11 protein-coding genes are annotated in these 15,089 nt (G+C 40.1%); 5 read left to right on the top strand and 6 right to left on the bottom strand.

What is annotated here, in order from left to right; all coding sequences use genetic code 11:
* Positions 1-435 precede the first annotated feature (435 nt).
* Entirely contained in the window at positions 436-1,659 is a 1,224-nt protein-coding gene (locus VF500_RS04755) for a CehA/McbA family metallohydrolase (RefSeq protein WP_330858582.1), read from the top strand.
* Positions 1,660-1,905: 246 nt separating this feature from the next.
* On the opposite strand, the gene VF500_RS04750 is transcribed toward VF500_RS04755, so the two are convergent.
* The 4 genes from VF500_RS04750 to VF500_RS04735 all read right to left on the bottom strand — a co-directional run bounded on the left by VF500_RS04750 (position 1,906) and on the right by VF500_RS04735 (position 8,852).
* Positions 1,906-2,931, bottom strand: a complete 1,026-nt coding sequence (locus VF500_RS04750) for a DUF1735 domain-containing protein (RefSeq protein ID WP_330858581.1) — start codon at positions 2,929-2,931, stop codon at positions 1,906-1,908.
* A 20-nt stretch (positions 2,932-2,951) separates the two neighbouring features.
* Positions 2,952-4,403, bottom strand: a complete 1,452-nt coding sequence (locus VF500_RS04745) for a SusD/RagB family nutrient-binding outer membrane lipoprotein (protein WP_330858580.1) — start codon at positions 4,401-4,403, stop codon at positions 2,952-2,954.
* 30 nt (positions 4,404-4,433) lie between these two features.
* Positions 4,434-7,673 carry a SusC/RagA family TonB-linked outer membrane protein gene (locus VF500_RS04740; RefSeq protein ID WP_330858579.1) on the bottom strand — a complete coding sequence of 1,080 codons (3,240 nt, stop codon included), beginning with the start codon at positions 7,671-7,673 and terminating at the stop codon, positions 4,434-4,436.
* 750 nt (positions 7,674-8,423) lie between these two features.
* Positions 8,424-8,852: a hypothetical protein gene (locus tag VF500_RS04735; protein WP_330858578.1), complete on the bottom strand. Its 429-nt coding sequence runs from the start codon at positions 8,850-8,852 to the stop codon at positions 8,424-8,426.
* A gap of 220 nt (positions 8,853-9,072) precedes the next feature.
* Here VF500_RS04735 and VF500_RS04730 point away from each other — a divergent pair, with 220 nt between their 5' ends.
* The gene (locus VF500_RS04730) at positions 9,073-9,702 is read left to right on the top strand and encodes a response regulator transcription factor (RefSeq protein WP_330858577.1); all 630 of its coding nucleotides are present in this window, start codon (positions 9,073-9,075) and stop codon (positions 9,700-9,702) included.
* On the opposite strand, the gene VF500_RS04725 is transcribed toward VF500_RS04730, so the two are convergent.
* The gene (locus VF500_RS04725; RefSeq protein ID WP_330858576.1) at positions 9,697-11,469 is read right to left on the bottom strand and encodes a sensor histidine kinase; all 1,773 of its coding nucleotides are present in this window, start codon (positions 11,467-11,469) and stop codon (positions 9,697-9,699) included. The two genes, VF500_RS04730 and VF500_RS04725, sit on opposite strands and share 6 nt — an antisense overlap.
* Positions 11,470-11,565: 96 nt before the next feature.
* A complete protein-coding gene (locus tag VF500_RS04720) occupies positions 11,566-11,757 on the bottom strand; it encodes a hypothetical protein (RefSeq protein ID WP_330858575.1) in 192 nt (63 codons plus the stop codon).
* A gap of 439 nt (positions 11,758-12,196) precedes the next feature.
* On the opposite strand from VF500_RS04720, the gene VF500_RS04715 reads away from it, so the two are divergent.
* The 3 genes from VF500_RS04715 to VF500_RS04705 all read left to right on the top strand — a co-directional run bounded on the left by VF500_RS04715 (position 12,197) and on the right by VF500_RS04705 (position 14,887).
* Positions 12,197-12,901 (top strand): hypothetical protein, encoded by a 705-nt coding sequence (locus VF500_RS04715; RefSeq protein ID WP_330858574.1) that lies wholly within the window; start codon positions 12,197-12,199, stop codon positions 12,899-12,901.
* A 49-nt stretch (positions 12,902-12,950) separates the two neighbouring features.
* Positions 12,951-13,751 carry a hypothetical protein gene (locus VF500_RS04710; protein ID WP_330858573.1) on the top strand — a complete coding sequence of 267 codons (801 nt, stop codon included), beginning with the start codon at positions 12,951-12,953 and terminating at the stop codon, positions 13,749-13,751.
* 491 nt (positions 13,752-14,242) lie between these two features.
* Positions 14,243-14,887 carry an AidA/PixA family protein gene (locus VF500_RS04705; RefSeq protein ID WP_330858572.1) on the top strand — a complete coding sequence of 215 codons (645 nt, stop codon included), beginning with the start codon at positions 14,243-14,245 and terminating at the stop codon, positions 14,885-14,887.
* Positions 14,888-15,089: the final 202 nt, after the last annotated feature.

The following is a 15,089-nucleotide window of genomic DNA, read 5'->3' as shown; positions in this document are numbered from 1 at the left end:
ACCTCAATACCATTTTCATCACGTTTTAATTCCCATTTTCCCTGGGCGCAAAGCCTGGCAGGTGAAAAAAATAAAAAACAGCTAAGGAGCCATAACCCATTCAGAATATTCTTTGTGCGCCTGCTCATCATTTGCTTTTTTGTTTTTTTAGATCAAAGTACATGCTGATGTGGGGTATTGCTTATACCGCAAGCCTCATCATCCTTATTAATTACAAACGGGATTGCAAATCGTTTCGTTTAAATATACAAGTCCGGGCGCAGGAACCGGGAACCTCTGTCTGCGAATCATCGAATTGCATCGACCAATAATGGACCTCCTTTTTATTCATGTCACATTTTTATATCATTTGTGCTTGTTAACGGTCAGCTAACATGAGTGGGCTAAGTTGGCAGTCGAAATTTTAAATAAAATATCCTCGACAAAAAATTACTTATGGTACTAAAAACTAACAGGAAAATAGGGCTGTTAATTAAAACCGGTTTAATGGTTATAGTAGCTGGCTGCATCAGCGGTTCGGCATTGGGGCAATCGGCTCATGTAAACCCATGGACTCCTAAGCCGCTGGGTACTTTACCGCCGCCGGCCAGCCTCAGTAAAGGTGTTTGGCTTAAAGGCGAGCTGCATATGCATTCCCGGCATAGCAAGGAGTCATCAAATAATTCAATCTCGAAGATCATCGCCTTTTGTAAATTGGTTGGGATCGATTTTCTGGCTATTACCGATCATGACAACCATGTTGAAGGGGATGTAGCCCACAATACCTGGGCTGATCCGGAGTTCAAGTCGGACTCTGTATTGTTGTTATATGCTGCTGAGTGGACAACCACCCGCGGCCATGGCAACGCATTTTCGGCAAAACCCTACGATCATCAAAAGCTATATGATGTGCGCGACCAGCGCGATACTGTTGTTGGGCGTATAAAGAATAGCCTGGGTATCCATCTGTCGGCCAATCACCCCAGTGGTAAAGATCATTTTGGGTACTCGTATGATATGGTCAATTCTATTGAAGTATGGAACTCAGCCATCTGGTCAAAAAATGCCAATGCTATCATGATCTGGGACGATATGCTATCATCAGGGCGCAAACTAACCGGCAGGGGAGGAAGCGATGCTCATCACGGTGTACCCGTAGGAGATGAAAAGGCAGGCCCTAATACCTACCAAGCTAAAGCCAATTATGCCGGAACTCCTACTACCTGGGTATTTGCTACTGCGCGTACCAAACAGGCTGTTATAGATGCGTTAACCAACGGTAGGGTATCTATAAGTTCAAACCCATATGCGCCGCGAGTTGAGTTTTATGCGGATTTAAATGGTGATGATAAAATGGATATGATGATGGGCGATAACGTGAAGGCAACAGGAAAGCCGGTTAAATTTAGGGTTCAGTTAACCGGAAACAGCATTCGTGATACCACTTATACCATTAATATAGTAAAAAACGGCAATCCTTTTACTACGTTAAAAATGGATGGTAAAACAGCGGTGGTTGAATTTACCGATACACCGGCAATTGCTGGCCGTACATATTACAGGGTTACGGTTGAAGGGTCGGCCACACCTTACCCGCAGGTGCCGCAATCGGCAGCACTGAGCGGGAATATGGTAGGGTTGTCAAATCCTATTTGTTTTAATTTTGATCCGAATTTCTGACAACCATATATAATTGAGAAAACCGTACACGAGCTTACTGTGTACGGTTTTTTATTGTAACTATTAACTAAAAGAACGAAGCTGCAGTTAAAGTGTTGATGTTTCTTAGATAATTATTGAAACACCTGTTCAATACGGATTTGTTTAGTTTAGATAAGGTTGGTATGTCATCATTAATTATTGTGATGTAACAGGATATAAAAAGAGCCGCATTATGCAATGCAGAGCGGCTCTTTTTGTTGTTTATTAACGTGAACCAATGTATTTCCACGTTTCTGTCCAGGTTGTTCTAATATAAGGGGGAGTTGGAACGGAACTTGGTTGTAACATGTTGTAGATAATATCTATCGTTTTAGTACTCGGATCATATGCATTTATACCTGATGGATCTAATGCTGCTGATCTGGTATTGGAAGCAGGCTGACCATAATAATTTGTAACAGCAGCCACTTTATTGGTAGCTGGATCAAATTCAATTATCAAAGCAAAATTACCATAGTAACTATAACCGGTTCCCGATCTGATTGGCATATCGTTACCACCAACGACGTAATTGTCATAAACTTCGCATTTTGTAGCAGAGATAGTTCTTAATTCAAATTGCATAGGCCCTTTGCTTACACTTGTTAGATATTCGTTAATATGACCTAAAGTGTTGTTGACCTTGTCAACCATTGTGCCGTTTACTTCATAAATTCCATCCCATTTGTTTTTAACGCTGAAGAAAGCATACAACGTATCTTTACTTGCATCATGAACTCCTAAGCCATCTGTTCCGGTAAGTTTGTAAGCTAAACCATATGTTTTTGAAAGATCAAGTTTACTTCCGTCAAGTTTTATGATAAAATCCTGTGCAAATGTACCTGAAGCAAATTTAAAGGTCAGATCGCCGTTTGTTGCTTGTGTAGTGTTTGCGTTGCCTAATGTATAAAACGACTGTGGTAACAACTCATAAGATGATCCGTTTTTTGCGTTGTATTTTGTAAGTGCATCCGGGAGAGATGTAAGTACAAAAGTTTGTGCTTTATTTAATTCGGTCTGGCTCTTCGCATCTTTTTTTAACGTAAATACGTCAACCGTTTTTACATCAGTGAATGGTTCAAAGAAGGTTGGATTAACCATACCGCCAGGAAAGCCAATGAGCGTTTTTCCATTATCAGCCGCTTGTCCGCCAACTTTATCAGCAGCAGTCTCTTTCCGGCAGCCTGAAAAAAAGGCAATAGATGCGATACCGGCAACAAGCAAATATTTATTGAATATATTCTTTTTCATGTTGAGTCAATTTTTAAGAATTAGTTTGTCCTTGTATCCCACCATACGTGCGAATCCTGGCTATCACCGCCTGTTAATCTCGCAACTGCTGCATTCACATTTGCACCATTGGTATTGTATTCGCTGGTTGCATAAACAAACCTGCGTACAATTTTCTTAGATGAGTTTGTTGCATCAGGAGCTGGGGTAAGCGCCGGCCAACCGGTTTTTCTCCAGATATCCCAGGCCATATGTCCATCAGGATAAGTTGAGATCCATCTTTGAGTTGATATGTTCTTTACCTGGGTATGGGTAATATCAGCATCTTTCGTATCGGTAACAGGGAACTGGTTTAAGTAAGCAGTTGAAGGTGTGCCAACACCCCACTGAGCAAATGAAGCGGTTACACCTGCTTTGTAATCTGTAGAAATGGATTCTGATGTCCAGCCAAGGTTAGCAGCCTCTGCGCGGGCCAGCCATGTTTCGGCAGCACTGATCAGCATTACATAACCATTTTCCAGTCTGAAATCACCGCGTAGTACACGGGCCCATTTTGGGTTAGCATCGGTAAAGGCAGTCACAGTTAAACGGGCTAAACCATAAGGAACACCAATGTTTGATGTAGTAACATTGCCTGAAGCTTCGCTTTCACCGCCAAAAGCAGCCTGACGAGGATCGTTGGTAGCAGCAGTAACATCAGTAAGGGTTTTTGACTCGGCAAAGTCCTTACGGCCATTGTAAAGGTTCCACCAAGCACTTTTGTAATTGCCGCCCGGATACTGAAGCAAGAAGTTTTGCGAGTTATCGGTGATCACACCAGAGGCGATGGCTTCGCTGGCGGCAGCAGATGCAACAGAAGAAGCCGCTGACACATTTGACATCTGAACTGCAACAAGCAGCTTAAGCGAGTTTGCCATTCTTTTCCATGATGCAACGTCGCCACCATAAATGATATCACCACTTATTGGTGAGGAATCAAATGAATTTATAGCTGTTGTTAACGTGGTAAGTATGCCTTTGTAAATAGTTTCCTGGGTATCGTATTTAGGCAAAATGTTAGCCGAGCCTTTTAAAGCCTCGCTGTATGGAACATCGCCCCATGAATCGGTCACTATCCAGAAAATATACTGCTGCAATATTTTGGCAACATTAACCATGTTCTTGTTAGGATTTTGGTTGATGATGAGCTGCAGGTTGTTAAGATTACCTGCATAGTTGCCTGTAAACCCGTTTTGAGGCAGGTTGTACAATGATGTACCTGAATATTGCGTTTCTGTAAAATATTGAGCGTATTGACCGCCGCTTATCGCTTCGGTACCGGTTGAGCCGTAGCCACCTAAGCCCGCTTCAACGTTTGATAATAAGGCCGAAGGGATAGGTATTACTGTTGCTGCCGGATTGTTGTTCACATCGCCGAAATCCTTTAGCTTACTGCAACCCGCGCCTAAAAAGCTAAACGCGCCTGCTAATGTATATAGATATATCTTTTTCATTTTGTTGTTGATCTAATAGTCCTTAATCGCTTAGAATGTTACTTTTAAGTTGAAACCGAAACCTCTTGTGCCCGGGTATTGAGCAGTTTCACCTTCTGTTGCGCTGATCTCTGACGGATCGAAATCTTTCGATTTAGCGTATATCAACAATAAGTTACGGCCGGTTAAATCAATCCTTGCCGACTGGAATACGTTGCCTAAACCCCATTTCTTGATTGGTAGGTTGTAACCCACAGCAACTTCGCGAAGTTTGATGAAAGTAAGATCGTAGATATAAGGGTCGTAAGTTTTATTGTTGGTTAAACCCTGATAGTATGATTTTGCGTCAACATAGTAGGTAACAGGTTTATTATCAGCATCAACGCCGGTAACTTTAACACCACCACCATCAGCAACAGGATCACGTACCGACATGCCTTTATCATTAAGTGCTGCAGTATTAGCTGTTAAGCCGCTATACTGGCCCCAACGGTTTGATAATGAAACGAATTTACCACCAAACTGATAGTCAATGTTTGCGCTTAGTACAAAGTCTTTAAATAAAGTGAATGAGTTTTGTAAACCACCTGTGTACTTAGGCAACGCGCTTCCGAAATATACGTTAGGATCATTGATATAAGCACCAGATGAAGTTAAGATCGGGATACCGGCCGAGTTACGTTTTATGCCGTTACCATAGATCTGTCCCCACCATTTACCTTTTTGATTGATCAGGTAAGGCATATCTGTACCCCAAACACCGGCAACCTGTACACGGTCAACACCGTATTTGTTGCTGATCTCAACAACGGTGTTGTCAAGTAACTGGGCAAAGTTTGTGCTTACTGTCCAGCTAAAGTTTGGTAATTTAATTGGTGTACCGCTTGCAGTTATCTCCAAACCTCTTCTTTTGATCAAACCTACGTTGGTCAGGATAGATGATACACCGCTGGCAGCGTTAACAGCTAAGCCCAGTGGGATGTCTTTATCATCTGCTGCCCAGTAAGTAGCGCCAAAAGTTAAACGGTCATTAAAGAATCCTAAATCTAAACCAACTTCTTTTGAAGTTGTGGTAGTTCCATGCAATGCCGGATCAACGAATTGAGTTGGGCCGCCTTGTAATAAAGCACCATTCCATTTGTTTGCTGCAATGCCATAAAGAGTGTTATTCCTGTATGCACCAAATGTTTCGGTTGATGTACCTAATGCTAACGGTACCTGGCCCCATGATCCCCTTACTTTACCATAGCTCAGCCAGTCTTTAAATTCAGGTAGCAGTTCGCTGAATACGATTGAACCACCGAATGATTTTGACAAGACCGAGTTGGCATCGTTTACAGTAGAAATGGTTGAGAACCAGTCGTTACGTAAGGTTGCATCAACATAGTAAATCTTTTTGTAGTTGGCAGAGGCTTTTGCAAATACTGCACGGTATTGCTCCTGGATCCTGCTGTTGCTTGCGCTGATCGGGTCGACAGAGTTAGCCAGGGTGTAAAGATCCGGAACGCTTAAACCGTTATTGGTATTAGCACCGTTATCTTTGTAGCTCCAGTTATAAAAGTCACTACCTGCGTTAACATTGATGTGGAAATCTTTGATCTGCTTGTCGTAGTTAAGCAAGGTTTCGTAGTTTTCACGGTTAGAGTAGGAGGTAGAGGTACCGTAGCCTGCTTTCTGACCTGTTTGGGTACCGCTCGCCTGTATTTCAGACGAAATTTTACCCTCGTTCCAGGTATTGGTTTGGTTGCGGCGGTAGGTAACCTTAAAGCTCAGATCGTTATTGATCTTGTACTGTAAGTAGATATTACCGTACAAACGATCACGGGTGTTAAGGTTTTGCCATTGTTTTTGCCATAAATATGGGTTATACCAGTAGTTACCTGCATAAAATGCGCCTGGGTTAGATGCATCGTATGAGTTAGGGTTTTGGTGGTTCCAGCTAACATAAGTACCATCGGGTGATTTTAGATCCTGCAATTCTTTCATGATACCCATATCCAAATCACGGTGGAACCATGAGTTGAACGAGCCGCTTGAAGCACTTGCATAAGCATCACTGATCTGGCCATGAAGTTGTGTGCCCGAAAAGTTAATACTTGCACCTGCAGTTAGGTGTTTGTTAAGATCGTAGTTAGCGTTTAATGTAAAGTTGTTTTTGTTTAACCAGGTTTCAGGTACTATACCTGTAGTGTGCTGGTTATTGTATGACATCCTGATGTTGTAATCGTCGGCAGCTTTGGTGAAGGCAACGCTGTTATTCAAAGCTACACCGGTACGGAAAAAGTCTTTTGCGTTATCAGGCTGAGGGGTCCATTTCGCTGTTTTGAATGAGTATTTTGTACCGGCAGCCCATGCATACCATGGAATATACTCCTGGCCAACCATTTTGGGCCCCCAGCTGCTATCATCGGTATAGTCTGGATAATATTTGCCGTCTAAAGCTTTCCATCCTTCCGGATCGCCATCTTTCCAATGGTATTGAATAAAATCAGCAGAGGCACCACCGCCATAGGTGTTTTGGTAGTTAGGCAGGATGTAAGCCCTGTCGAAATTTGCACCAAGGTTTAGCTCAACACCAACGCCTTTTGATTTTTTACCTTTTTTGGTTGAGATAACGATAGCGCCATAAGCACCTTGTGAACCGAACTGTGCAGAAGCAGCAGGGCCGTTCAGGATACTGATGTTGTCGATGTCATCATTGCTTAAATCATCGGCGTTTGGCATTATTGTACCGTCAACTACATACAAAGGGTTGTTGCCGCTACCAAAGCCTGTAGCACCACGCAACCTGATGTTGGTATTACGGCCCAATGCTGCAGCCGACTGGCTACGTACCTGAACACCAGCAACCTTACCTGCCAACGCGTTGTTAACGTTAGGCTGACGGATAGTGTTAAGCGCGTCTGACTTTACTACCTGTGCAGCATACGAAGCCGAACGTGATGATTGTTTGGTACCGTAAGCACCGGTAATTACCACTTCTGATAATTTGTTAGCACTGCTTGTTAGTTTAACATCTAAGGGAGCCGAAGTAATTTCGACAGTTGATGAGGTAAAACCAATAAAGCTAAAGCTTAAGGTTTTTGCAGAGGCGGGGGCAGATAAAGAGAATTTGCCGTCTGCATTTGTTTGTGTACCCAACGTGGTACCTACAACTCTTACGGACACGCCTGGCAGCGGTAGTCCATCGTCTTTAGAAGTTACCCGGCCGGTAACCGTTTTGTTTTGTGCATGTACCACACTAATAAATAGCATGAACAAACACCAGCTTGCGAGTAGGAGTTTTTTCATTGTTAAAAAATCAGTTTTAGTTAATATCCAAAACTACAATTTTTGTAATAAAATGAAAAAAAAGTTGAAAAAAGTTTAATATTTCTTATACGTATTAAAATATTTATAAAAATGTTGGTAAAACGTTAATTCAAAACGCAGAAAGTAGTGGATTTTTTTAAATTCTTCATATAAAATTCATGAAAATTCTATATTAATTTTAATTTTTTGAGCAATTGTGGTGGGGTGTGAACTAAAAAACTCTCAAATATTGCTTATGATGCCTAAATATATATGATATTTAGCTAATAAGCTTGAAAAAGCCTGTCTTTTTTGATAATTAAAAACAAAATACATGCTTAGTAAAAGCTTGCTTTTTTTGTTTCTAAAAATAATAATATTTTTTTGTAAAAGAAGCGTGACAATCTGCTTAATCTGAAAATTTATTGACAATAGCTTTTATTCTATAATATTTGATTTGATTGTTTTTTATTTAATCATCTCATTTATAGTGCTTTGAATTGTAGTCTGCTTATGCGCAGTTATTATTTTTAATGGGTTTGGGATTTTTGCCGGGTGTTTTAATATGAATTGATAGTTAATCTATGGTTATCAGTGCTTTAATAAACTTGAGATTAATTTAGTTTTCATTGTTTAGTTTGGAAAAAAGAGCAGTGATCCCGGGAATTGGCATAGTTAACAAGGTAATATGGCCTTCATTTTTTCAATATTGTGTAAGTCAATAACGAGTATTAGTTCAAAATCAGCCATTTATTGATTGTGCAGCGCCTTGATGGGGTGTTTGAAATGCTCATATTCAGTAGCAAATGAACTAAAATTGCATCTGAAACAGAAGTTTGCTTCCTTGGCAAGGCATTTTTCCCCACTTGAATTGGTTGCAGAACTGGCTTTTGCCGATGTCACTATTGTTTTGTTTAAAATTGAAGGATTAATGAACTTTTCTGCTAATAATGCAGCAAATACTTCAATTTGCGATTCATTCTTATCAATAAATAACTGAGGTGATACCTTTAAATCAGCATGTGAAACATTATTACATTTGATTAACGGGTTCTTCTTTGGATCGGGAACTCTGTTCTGCGGCCTTGATAAAACCGCGCCTGCATCATAAGATCTATCCTGTAGTAATGCGATTATACAAATCAGCATTATTATAAACGTGCTAATAAAGTATTGCATTACTTTTTTCGGTTAATAGGTTTAGTAAATATGGAGTGCAATAACCTGTAGTTATTGATTTATTTAAACAAGGGCTACTATGGTTTCTCATTTTATTTCTGTTTGTTTTGGTAAACAATTTTATTAACAGATGTCAATGTGTACAATACAAAGCAGTTGGTATTTTTTGAAATGAGGATAAAGTATAGATTTACTGTGAATTTACGACATAAATAGCAACGTGGAAAAACTATCAGTTATAATAGCAGATGATCATACTTTGTTTATCAACGGATTATGCATGTTATTGCAGGGCGAAGCGGACATTGAGGTATTAAGTGTTGCTGCTAATGGCAAGGAAATGCTGCATTTATTACATAATTACAGCCCCAGCCTGGTGTTGCTTGATATCAATATGCCGGGTATTAATGGATTTGAAGTGCTTAAACGGATAAAGGATTACTACCCTAAAATTAAGGTGATCATGCTCTCTACCTATAATGAGGAACACCTGATTGAGAAAGCAAAAACCGAAGGGGCAAACGGCTATTTATTTAAGAATGCAGAAAAGGCCGAATTGCTGCATGCAATGCGTTCTGTAGCGCAGGGACAGCTTTGTTTTCCCTGTAAACAACCTGTTGTTAATTCCCAGCTTAATGAACCGGATCCTTTTTTAAAGCAATTTCAGCTCACTAAAAGGGAGGTTGAGCTTTTACAATTTATAAAACAGAATTATACCAACCAGCAGATGGCCGATCATCTGCACCTGAGTATTTACACTGTTGAAACCCATCGTAAAAATATTATGCAGAAACTTAACCTGAAAAACCCGGTTGAGCTTACTAGGTTTATACTGCAGTATAACTTATAAAGCTTTATTGGTAAGCGGTATATAGATCGATACAAGGGTACCCCTGTTAGCCTGAGAGTCAAATTCAACTTTGCCTTTTAAAAAGTTTATCCGCGATCGGAGATTGTTTAAGCCCATTCCGTTAAAAACATCGGGATTGGTTGTGTCAAAGCCTTTGCCATTGTCCTCAATAGTGAGGCTGATGCTTTCATCACTTCTTATAAGTGAAATATCAAGTCTGTCGGCATCGGCGTGCTTCATTACATTGTTTACACTTTCCTGCAGCACCCGGTACAAAATGATCTCGGTGGTATTATCAAATGGCGAGTCAAAACCCCGGCTGAAGAAGTTTATAGCGATATTGTGGTTCCCGATATTCTCAATAAATTGTTTAATGACCTGGGCAAGCCCCGTTTTGTGAAGGGCCCAGGGCATCATATTGTGTGATATGGTTCTTACTTCTTTAAATCCATAGTCAACAAGATTAATTACTTTTTCAAAGCGAGTTTTTTGTTCTTCATTTATAAAAGGCAACTCGCTGCCTATAACTGACAAATTGATTTTGGCTGCCGATATTATTTGGCTTACGCTATCGTGTAAATCCTGCGCAATTCTTTGTCTTTCGCTTTCTTCGGCCGCAATTATAGCCTGCATGGCAATGTTACGCTGTTTTAACTTGTTTTGCTTGTAATAAAAAAAGCCGGTGACTAACATCAGCAATATAAAAATACAGATGCCTGCCATCCAGTAATTACGTTTTGTTATTTCAAACTGTTGTTGCAGTACCTGGTCTTCACGCTGCTTTATTTCATATTTTGCCTGCAGCTCATCAATAGTGTTGTTGCCTGTAATTTTAATTGTGGCATGTTTCTTTAAATAAATCAGTGACTGTTTATAATCGCCCATTTGTTCGTATAAATCAGCAATTTCATTGGTGGCGCTTTTTTGCATATCCGCATAATTTATCTGGACGGCAAACTGAAGGCAATTTTTTAAAGCATCGAGAGATTGAAAGTATGACCGTTTGTTTTTATATAGCACCCCGAGATTAAAGTAATTAATTGAAAGTGCAAGGGTATCATTTAATGATTTTTTGATATCGATGGTTTTCAAAATTTCCTCTGCCGATTGGTCTTGTTTTATACTGCCCATAACATCCCCCATAAATTGATGGCTGTATGTTTCAGAAGTGTTTTGGGTTGTTTGCTTTACAAGGTTCAAGGAGTCCTTTATATCAAACGCCTGTCTGAAATAGTTTAAAGCTTCACGGTAATTGTTTTTGGCTTCGTATAGTGTCCCGGCCTGATTTAAGACTTGCATCAACTCCGTACGTTCGCCGGTTTGGGGGGCATATGAAATTGCCAGCTCGCAAAACTCAATAGCTTTATCGTAGTTTTTTAATTTAAAATACGCTTTTGCGAGCCTACTGTAATCATCTGTTAGTGTATACTGCTGATTTGTTTTGCTTAATATAACCGCAGCAATGTTATAGTAATATGCTGTAGAATCATATTGACTGATCTGGTAATAAGCTTTTCCTAAAGTTTGAGAGAGTGAGGTAATTGCTTTTTTATTGGTTAGCTTGTATGCAATGTTTAAGCCTTCTTTTGCAATCGCGATAATTTTAGCCGGATCATGTTCTGTTGGATAGTCGACTACCTGGATAGCTGCCGTCAGCCGTTTTTGCGCCGGAGACTTACTAAAGACAACTTTTTTTAAACTATCAATATTTTGACCGGAACACGGAATTACAGCTAAAATGAGCAAAAGAAACAAAAGGTATTTCATATCCGGGTTTCTGGTCCCGGTTAAAGATAGTAAATTGATGTTTATCAGCAAAAGCTGTCGATTTTGAGGTTGTTGCCGCTTAGGGGTATTCAAAAATCAGGAGATCAATACTATCAAAGCTAATAACACAGCCAATACGAAAAATACAATTTGCCGCTGCCTTGCGCTGATAATACTGGGGATGCGGCCTGTTCCCTGTAATTTGTTGAATTTAAGTTTATACATGGCCGATAATCCAACAAAAGTTAATGACATAAAGCCTACGAGATAGTTTAAATCGCTTTCCATGATCTTTTTAATTTAGGTGAATAAGATGAATTGATGTGTTCCAAAGCCATGCACGGTTTTGGAACATATTCATTCACCGTTGTTTTGATAATGCAATTTTATGGAGCTGCTGAAAGTTGCACAATACAAAGCAGTTGGTATTTTGGGGAACAATGATAAAGTGTAGTTTTACAAAAGCATATTACAATGGCTATGCTTGCAATATGCTATTAATACAATGTATGCAGGTAAGCTATATTGGAAAGGTATGAACTGTAAATCGATAAAAAGGAGTAACTTTATTGGGGTTTTTCCTGTATAAATCGTGTGCTATACAAAAAGGTATTTTGCTTATTAGCTATCGATAAAGATTAAATTAATAAGATATTATTCATCAATATAAAAACTGACTGATTGTTTTCAGAACAATCGCTTTCTGCAGAAAGATAATTAAATGGAAATGTCATACATCGTCCAAAGAAAGAATAAAAACAGGCGACGCAACAGATTAATACCCGGCTTAATTCGGTTATTGGTTGTTTTGGGTTGTTTGAACCATGCTACAGCCCAAAGCCGAAATAATCAGTCGGACTGGAATGTGCCGCCACCGTTAACACCCGGTACAATAACTAAAGGAAATACCCCGCGTAATGGCTTGGCGGGTAACCCTATTGTGCTTACGCTTACTGATATTCCGGCGGTTGCACAACCGTTTGTTTCGGCAACTCAAGCGCCCGTGCTGGCTGCAATTGGTTCAACACCGCCCGTAGTTGATGCACCTGATCAGCCTGGTTTTAATGGAGCAGGTGCCGGACTATCTGAAATTCCGTTGCCGGAAGCACCTGAAACTCCTCATTTGCCGAAGCAAGCAATCCATGATCTCCAGTTCTCATCTGTTATGGATCTTCCTTTGCCTGAATCGCCCGAATTGCCGCAAACTCCTGTTGAGCCTACCGCATCCGGACAGGTAAATATTATAAAAGGTCCAATTCCTGTAATGCCCGATATAACTGGTACAGTGCCACTTTTACAGCCTTCCGGAGATCTCACGCCGTGGTCTATCCCGGAAATACCGGAAAGCGACAGCTTTAAAATGGTATCGTCGCCCGGAGCAAAGGACGATAAGTTAAAAGGCAAGTCCCAATCAAACAGGAAGAAACACTAATTGTGACATAATGTCAAATTAATAAAGGCATTATAACAAGAACACCAAAATGAAGCGTACCCCAATAGAGTTAAAATATATATTAGTTATCATATTAGCCTTTGTAAGCGGCGTTGCCCGTGCGCAGATAAGATTTAAGCAGGGAGATGAGTTTCAGCGGCAGGTAATTACAAAATCAAATTGCGTGTTACAGCGCGGTGGCCAAACTTTGCATCTTGGCTCGGTTTCGGTAGTTGTTAAAACTTATAAGGTAACCGATGCTTCTGAAAGGGGAGCTTCTTTAGCCATTACTACAGATAAACTTATTGATACCATAAATGCAATGAACCAGAACCTGGTATACAACTCAGGTAAACCTGCCGACCCAAATTCTGTTATACAGGTTGGCTTGCAGAAGATGTTAAATAATCAATCAATAGTTTCAGTAAATAACAAAGGCGAGGTACTGAGTTTAAAACGCCCTGTTGTTGCTAACGATACACTTTTATCCTTTGCGGGCATTCAGCCTGAGCGCTTATCGCCAGGTACCACACTGCAGTTTATGGTTGATTTTCCGGTTAGCCTAATACTTAAAAAAGGCTATTCATGGAAAGCTTCTACTTCAGCAACCGAAACAAACTATACAGTTTATGCTATAAACGGCCCAACTACTGTTATTACCTATAAAACATCGGTTTTAGGGGGTAGTTTAAACAGCCGGATAAACGGATCGATACTTATAGACAACAATACAGGGATTGTTTTAAAGCGGTATTCGCAAAGTGTTTCAACCGGGTATGAAATGGTAAACGGAATAGTTTATACCGCCACCCGCCGTACCGCTGTTACCGAGATCTGCAATAAAAAATAGCGGCGCTTTCAAACCATAACTCGATTTAAGCTGACGGGAATGCTTTTGGATTCCCTGTATACTTTGTTTGGGCATCGCGCCGTTGGGTAGTCCTGTTTTGTCTTTGTTGTATAATTGCTATACCGTCCTCCTTAACGCTTTTCGTATTTCATCCAATATCGGGTATTTGTACGCATTATATTAATCAGGTGTTTGTACGCTTGAATCGCCTCTCTGCTGCTGCTAATTTTACGTTGAAAATGATACCCGGGAATTTCATTTTTTGGCTTTAAACCTCATGTCGCATTTCAGTTCATCAACAAAAAAACAATGAGCTGATCGATGCAAACTCTTGTAAGCAGGTGAGATCTGCGTGCATGGGTATTGGGAATTTAATGGCTAAAAAAGTGGAATTCAGCTACCACTTAAAAAAACGGGTCTACCTGTAAAGGCAGTATTACAGGGGCGAAACCGAAAAGCCACATGAGTAGGAAAAACATACATCTAAAATCATGGCAACAATTAATGTTTTAATCGCAGTAGACGGAGCAAAATTAGCTTCGCAGGTAGCAGACGGCAGTCTTTCAGCAGGTTCACCAGGATCACCAACAAATCTGGGATCTTACGGCACATCAGATGTTTACGTAGCAATGATCGCTCCTAACAGTTACGTTAGCAACAGTACCCAGGGCGACTCAGAACTACAGATCAGTGCCAACGGCGGTGATACTGTTGAGTGGGCTATTACCACATTTGATAATAATTTTGATCAAACCGCATATTTATATGGCGGTTCATTTAATCCTTCAACCGCCATTAACCTGCCGCTTTCTTATGCTTGTGGTCAGGCTTACTCTTACCTTGCCTTGGGCAACCCGCCTGTAAGCACACCAACACAGTTTATTAACCAGGTGAGCAGTGTTTCAGGAACAATTATACAGCTTAAGGTTCAAATCCAATACACTTTATCGTTTACGCTGGTTAACAATTCAAATGGCCAGATCATTGGATACTTTAGCTGGGATCCGTTTATTAACGTTAACTCATTAATAGTTGCCGTAATAAATCAAATCAGCTATAAACCTATTAATAAAGCAATAAAAAGGCCGCTGCAAATTTTGCAGCGGCCTTTTTATTGCAGGTGTCGGATATTTTAGTCGATACTCGGCTTTGCACCAACTTTATCAAAGTTGATCATATCCCTGGTGTTTTATTGCCATAAATAACTTTTATCAAGTAATTATTGACGTTCATGTAAAATACTATGCCATCGGGTGTTGTTTGCGTTTTTTAGTGCTGTAATTCATTAAAACACAAATAATAACGTTATGAAGAATCACTTTCATGCTGATGAAAACT

Origin of the sequence: Mucilaginibacter sp. (assembly GCF_036383575.1) — a bacterium.
GTDB lineage: Bacteria > Bacteroidota > Bacteroidia > Sphingobacteriales > Sphingobacteriaceae > Mucilaginibacter.
This window is presented reverse-complemented; position numbering and strand designations above follow the sequence as displayed.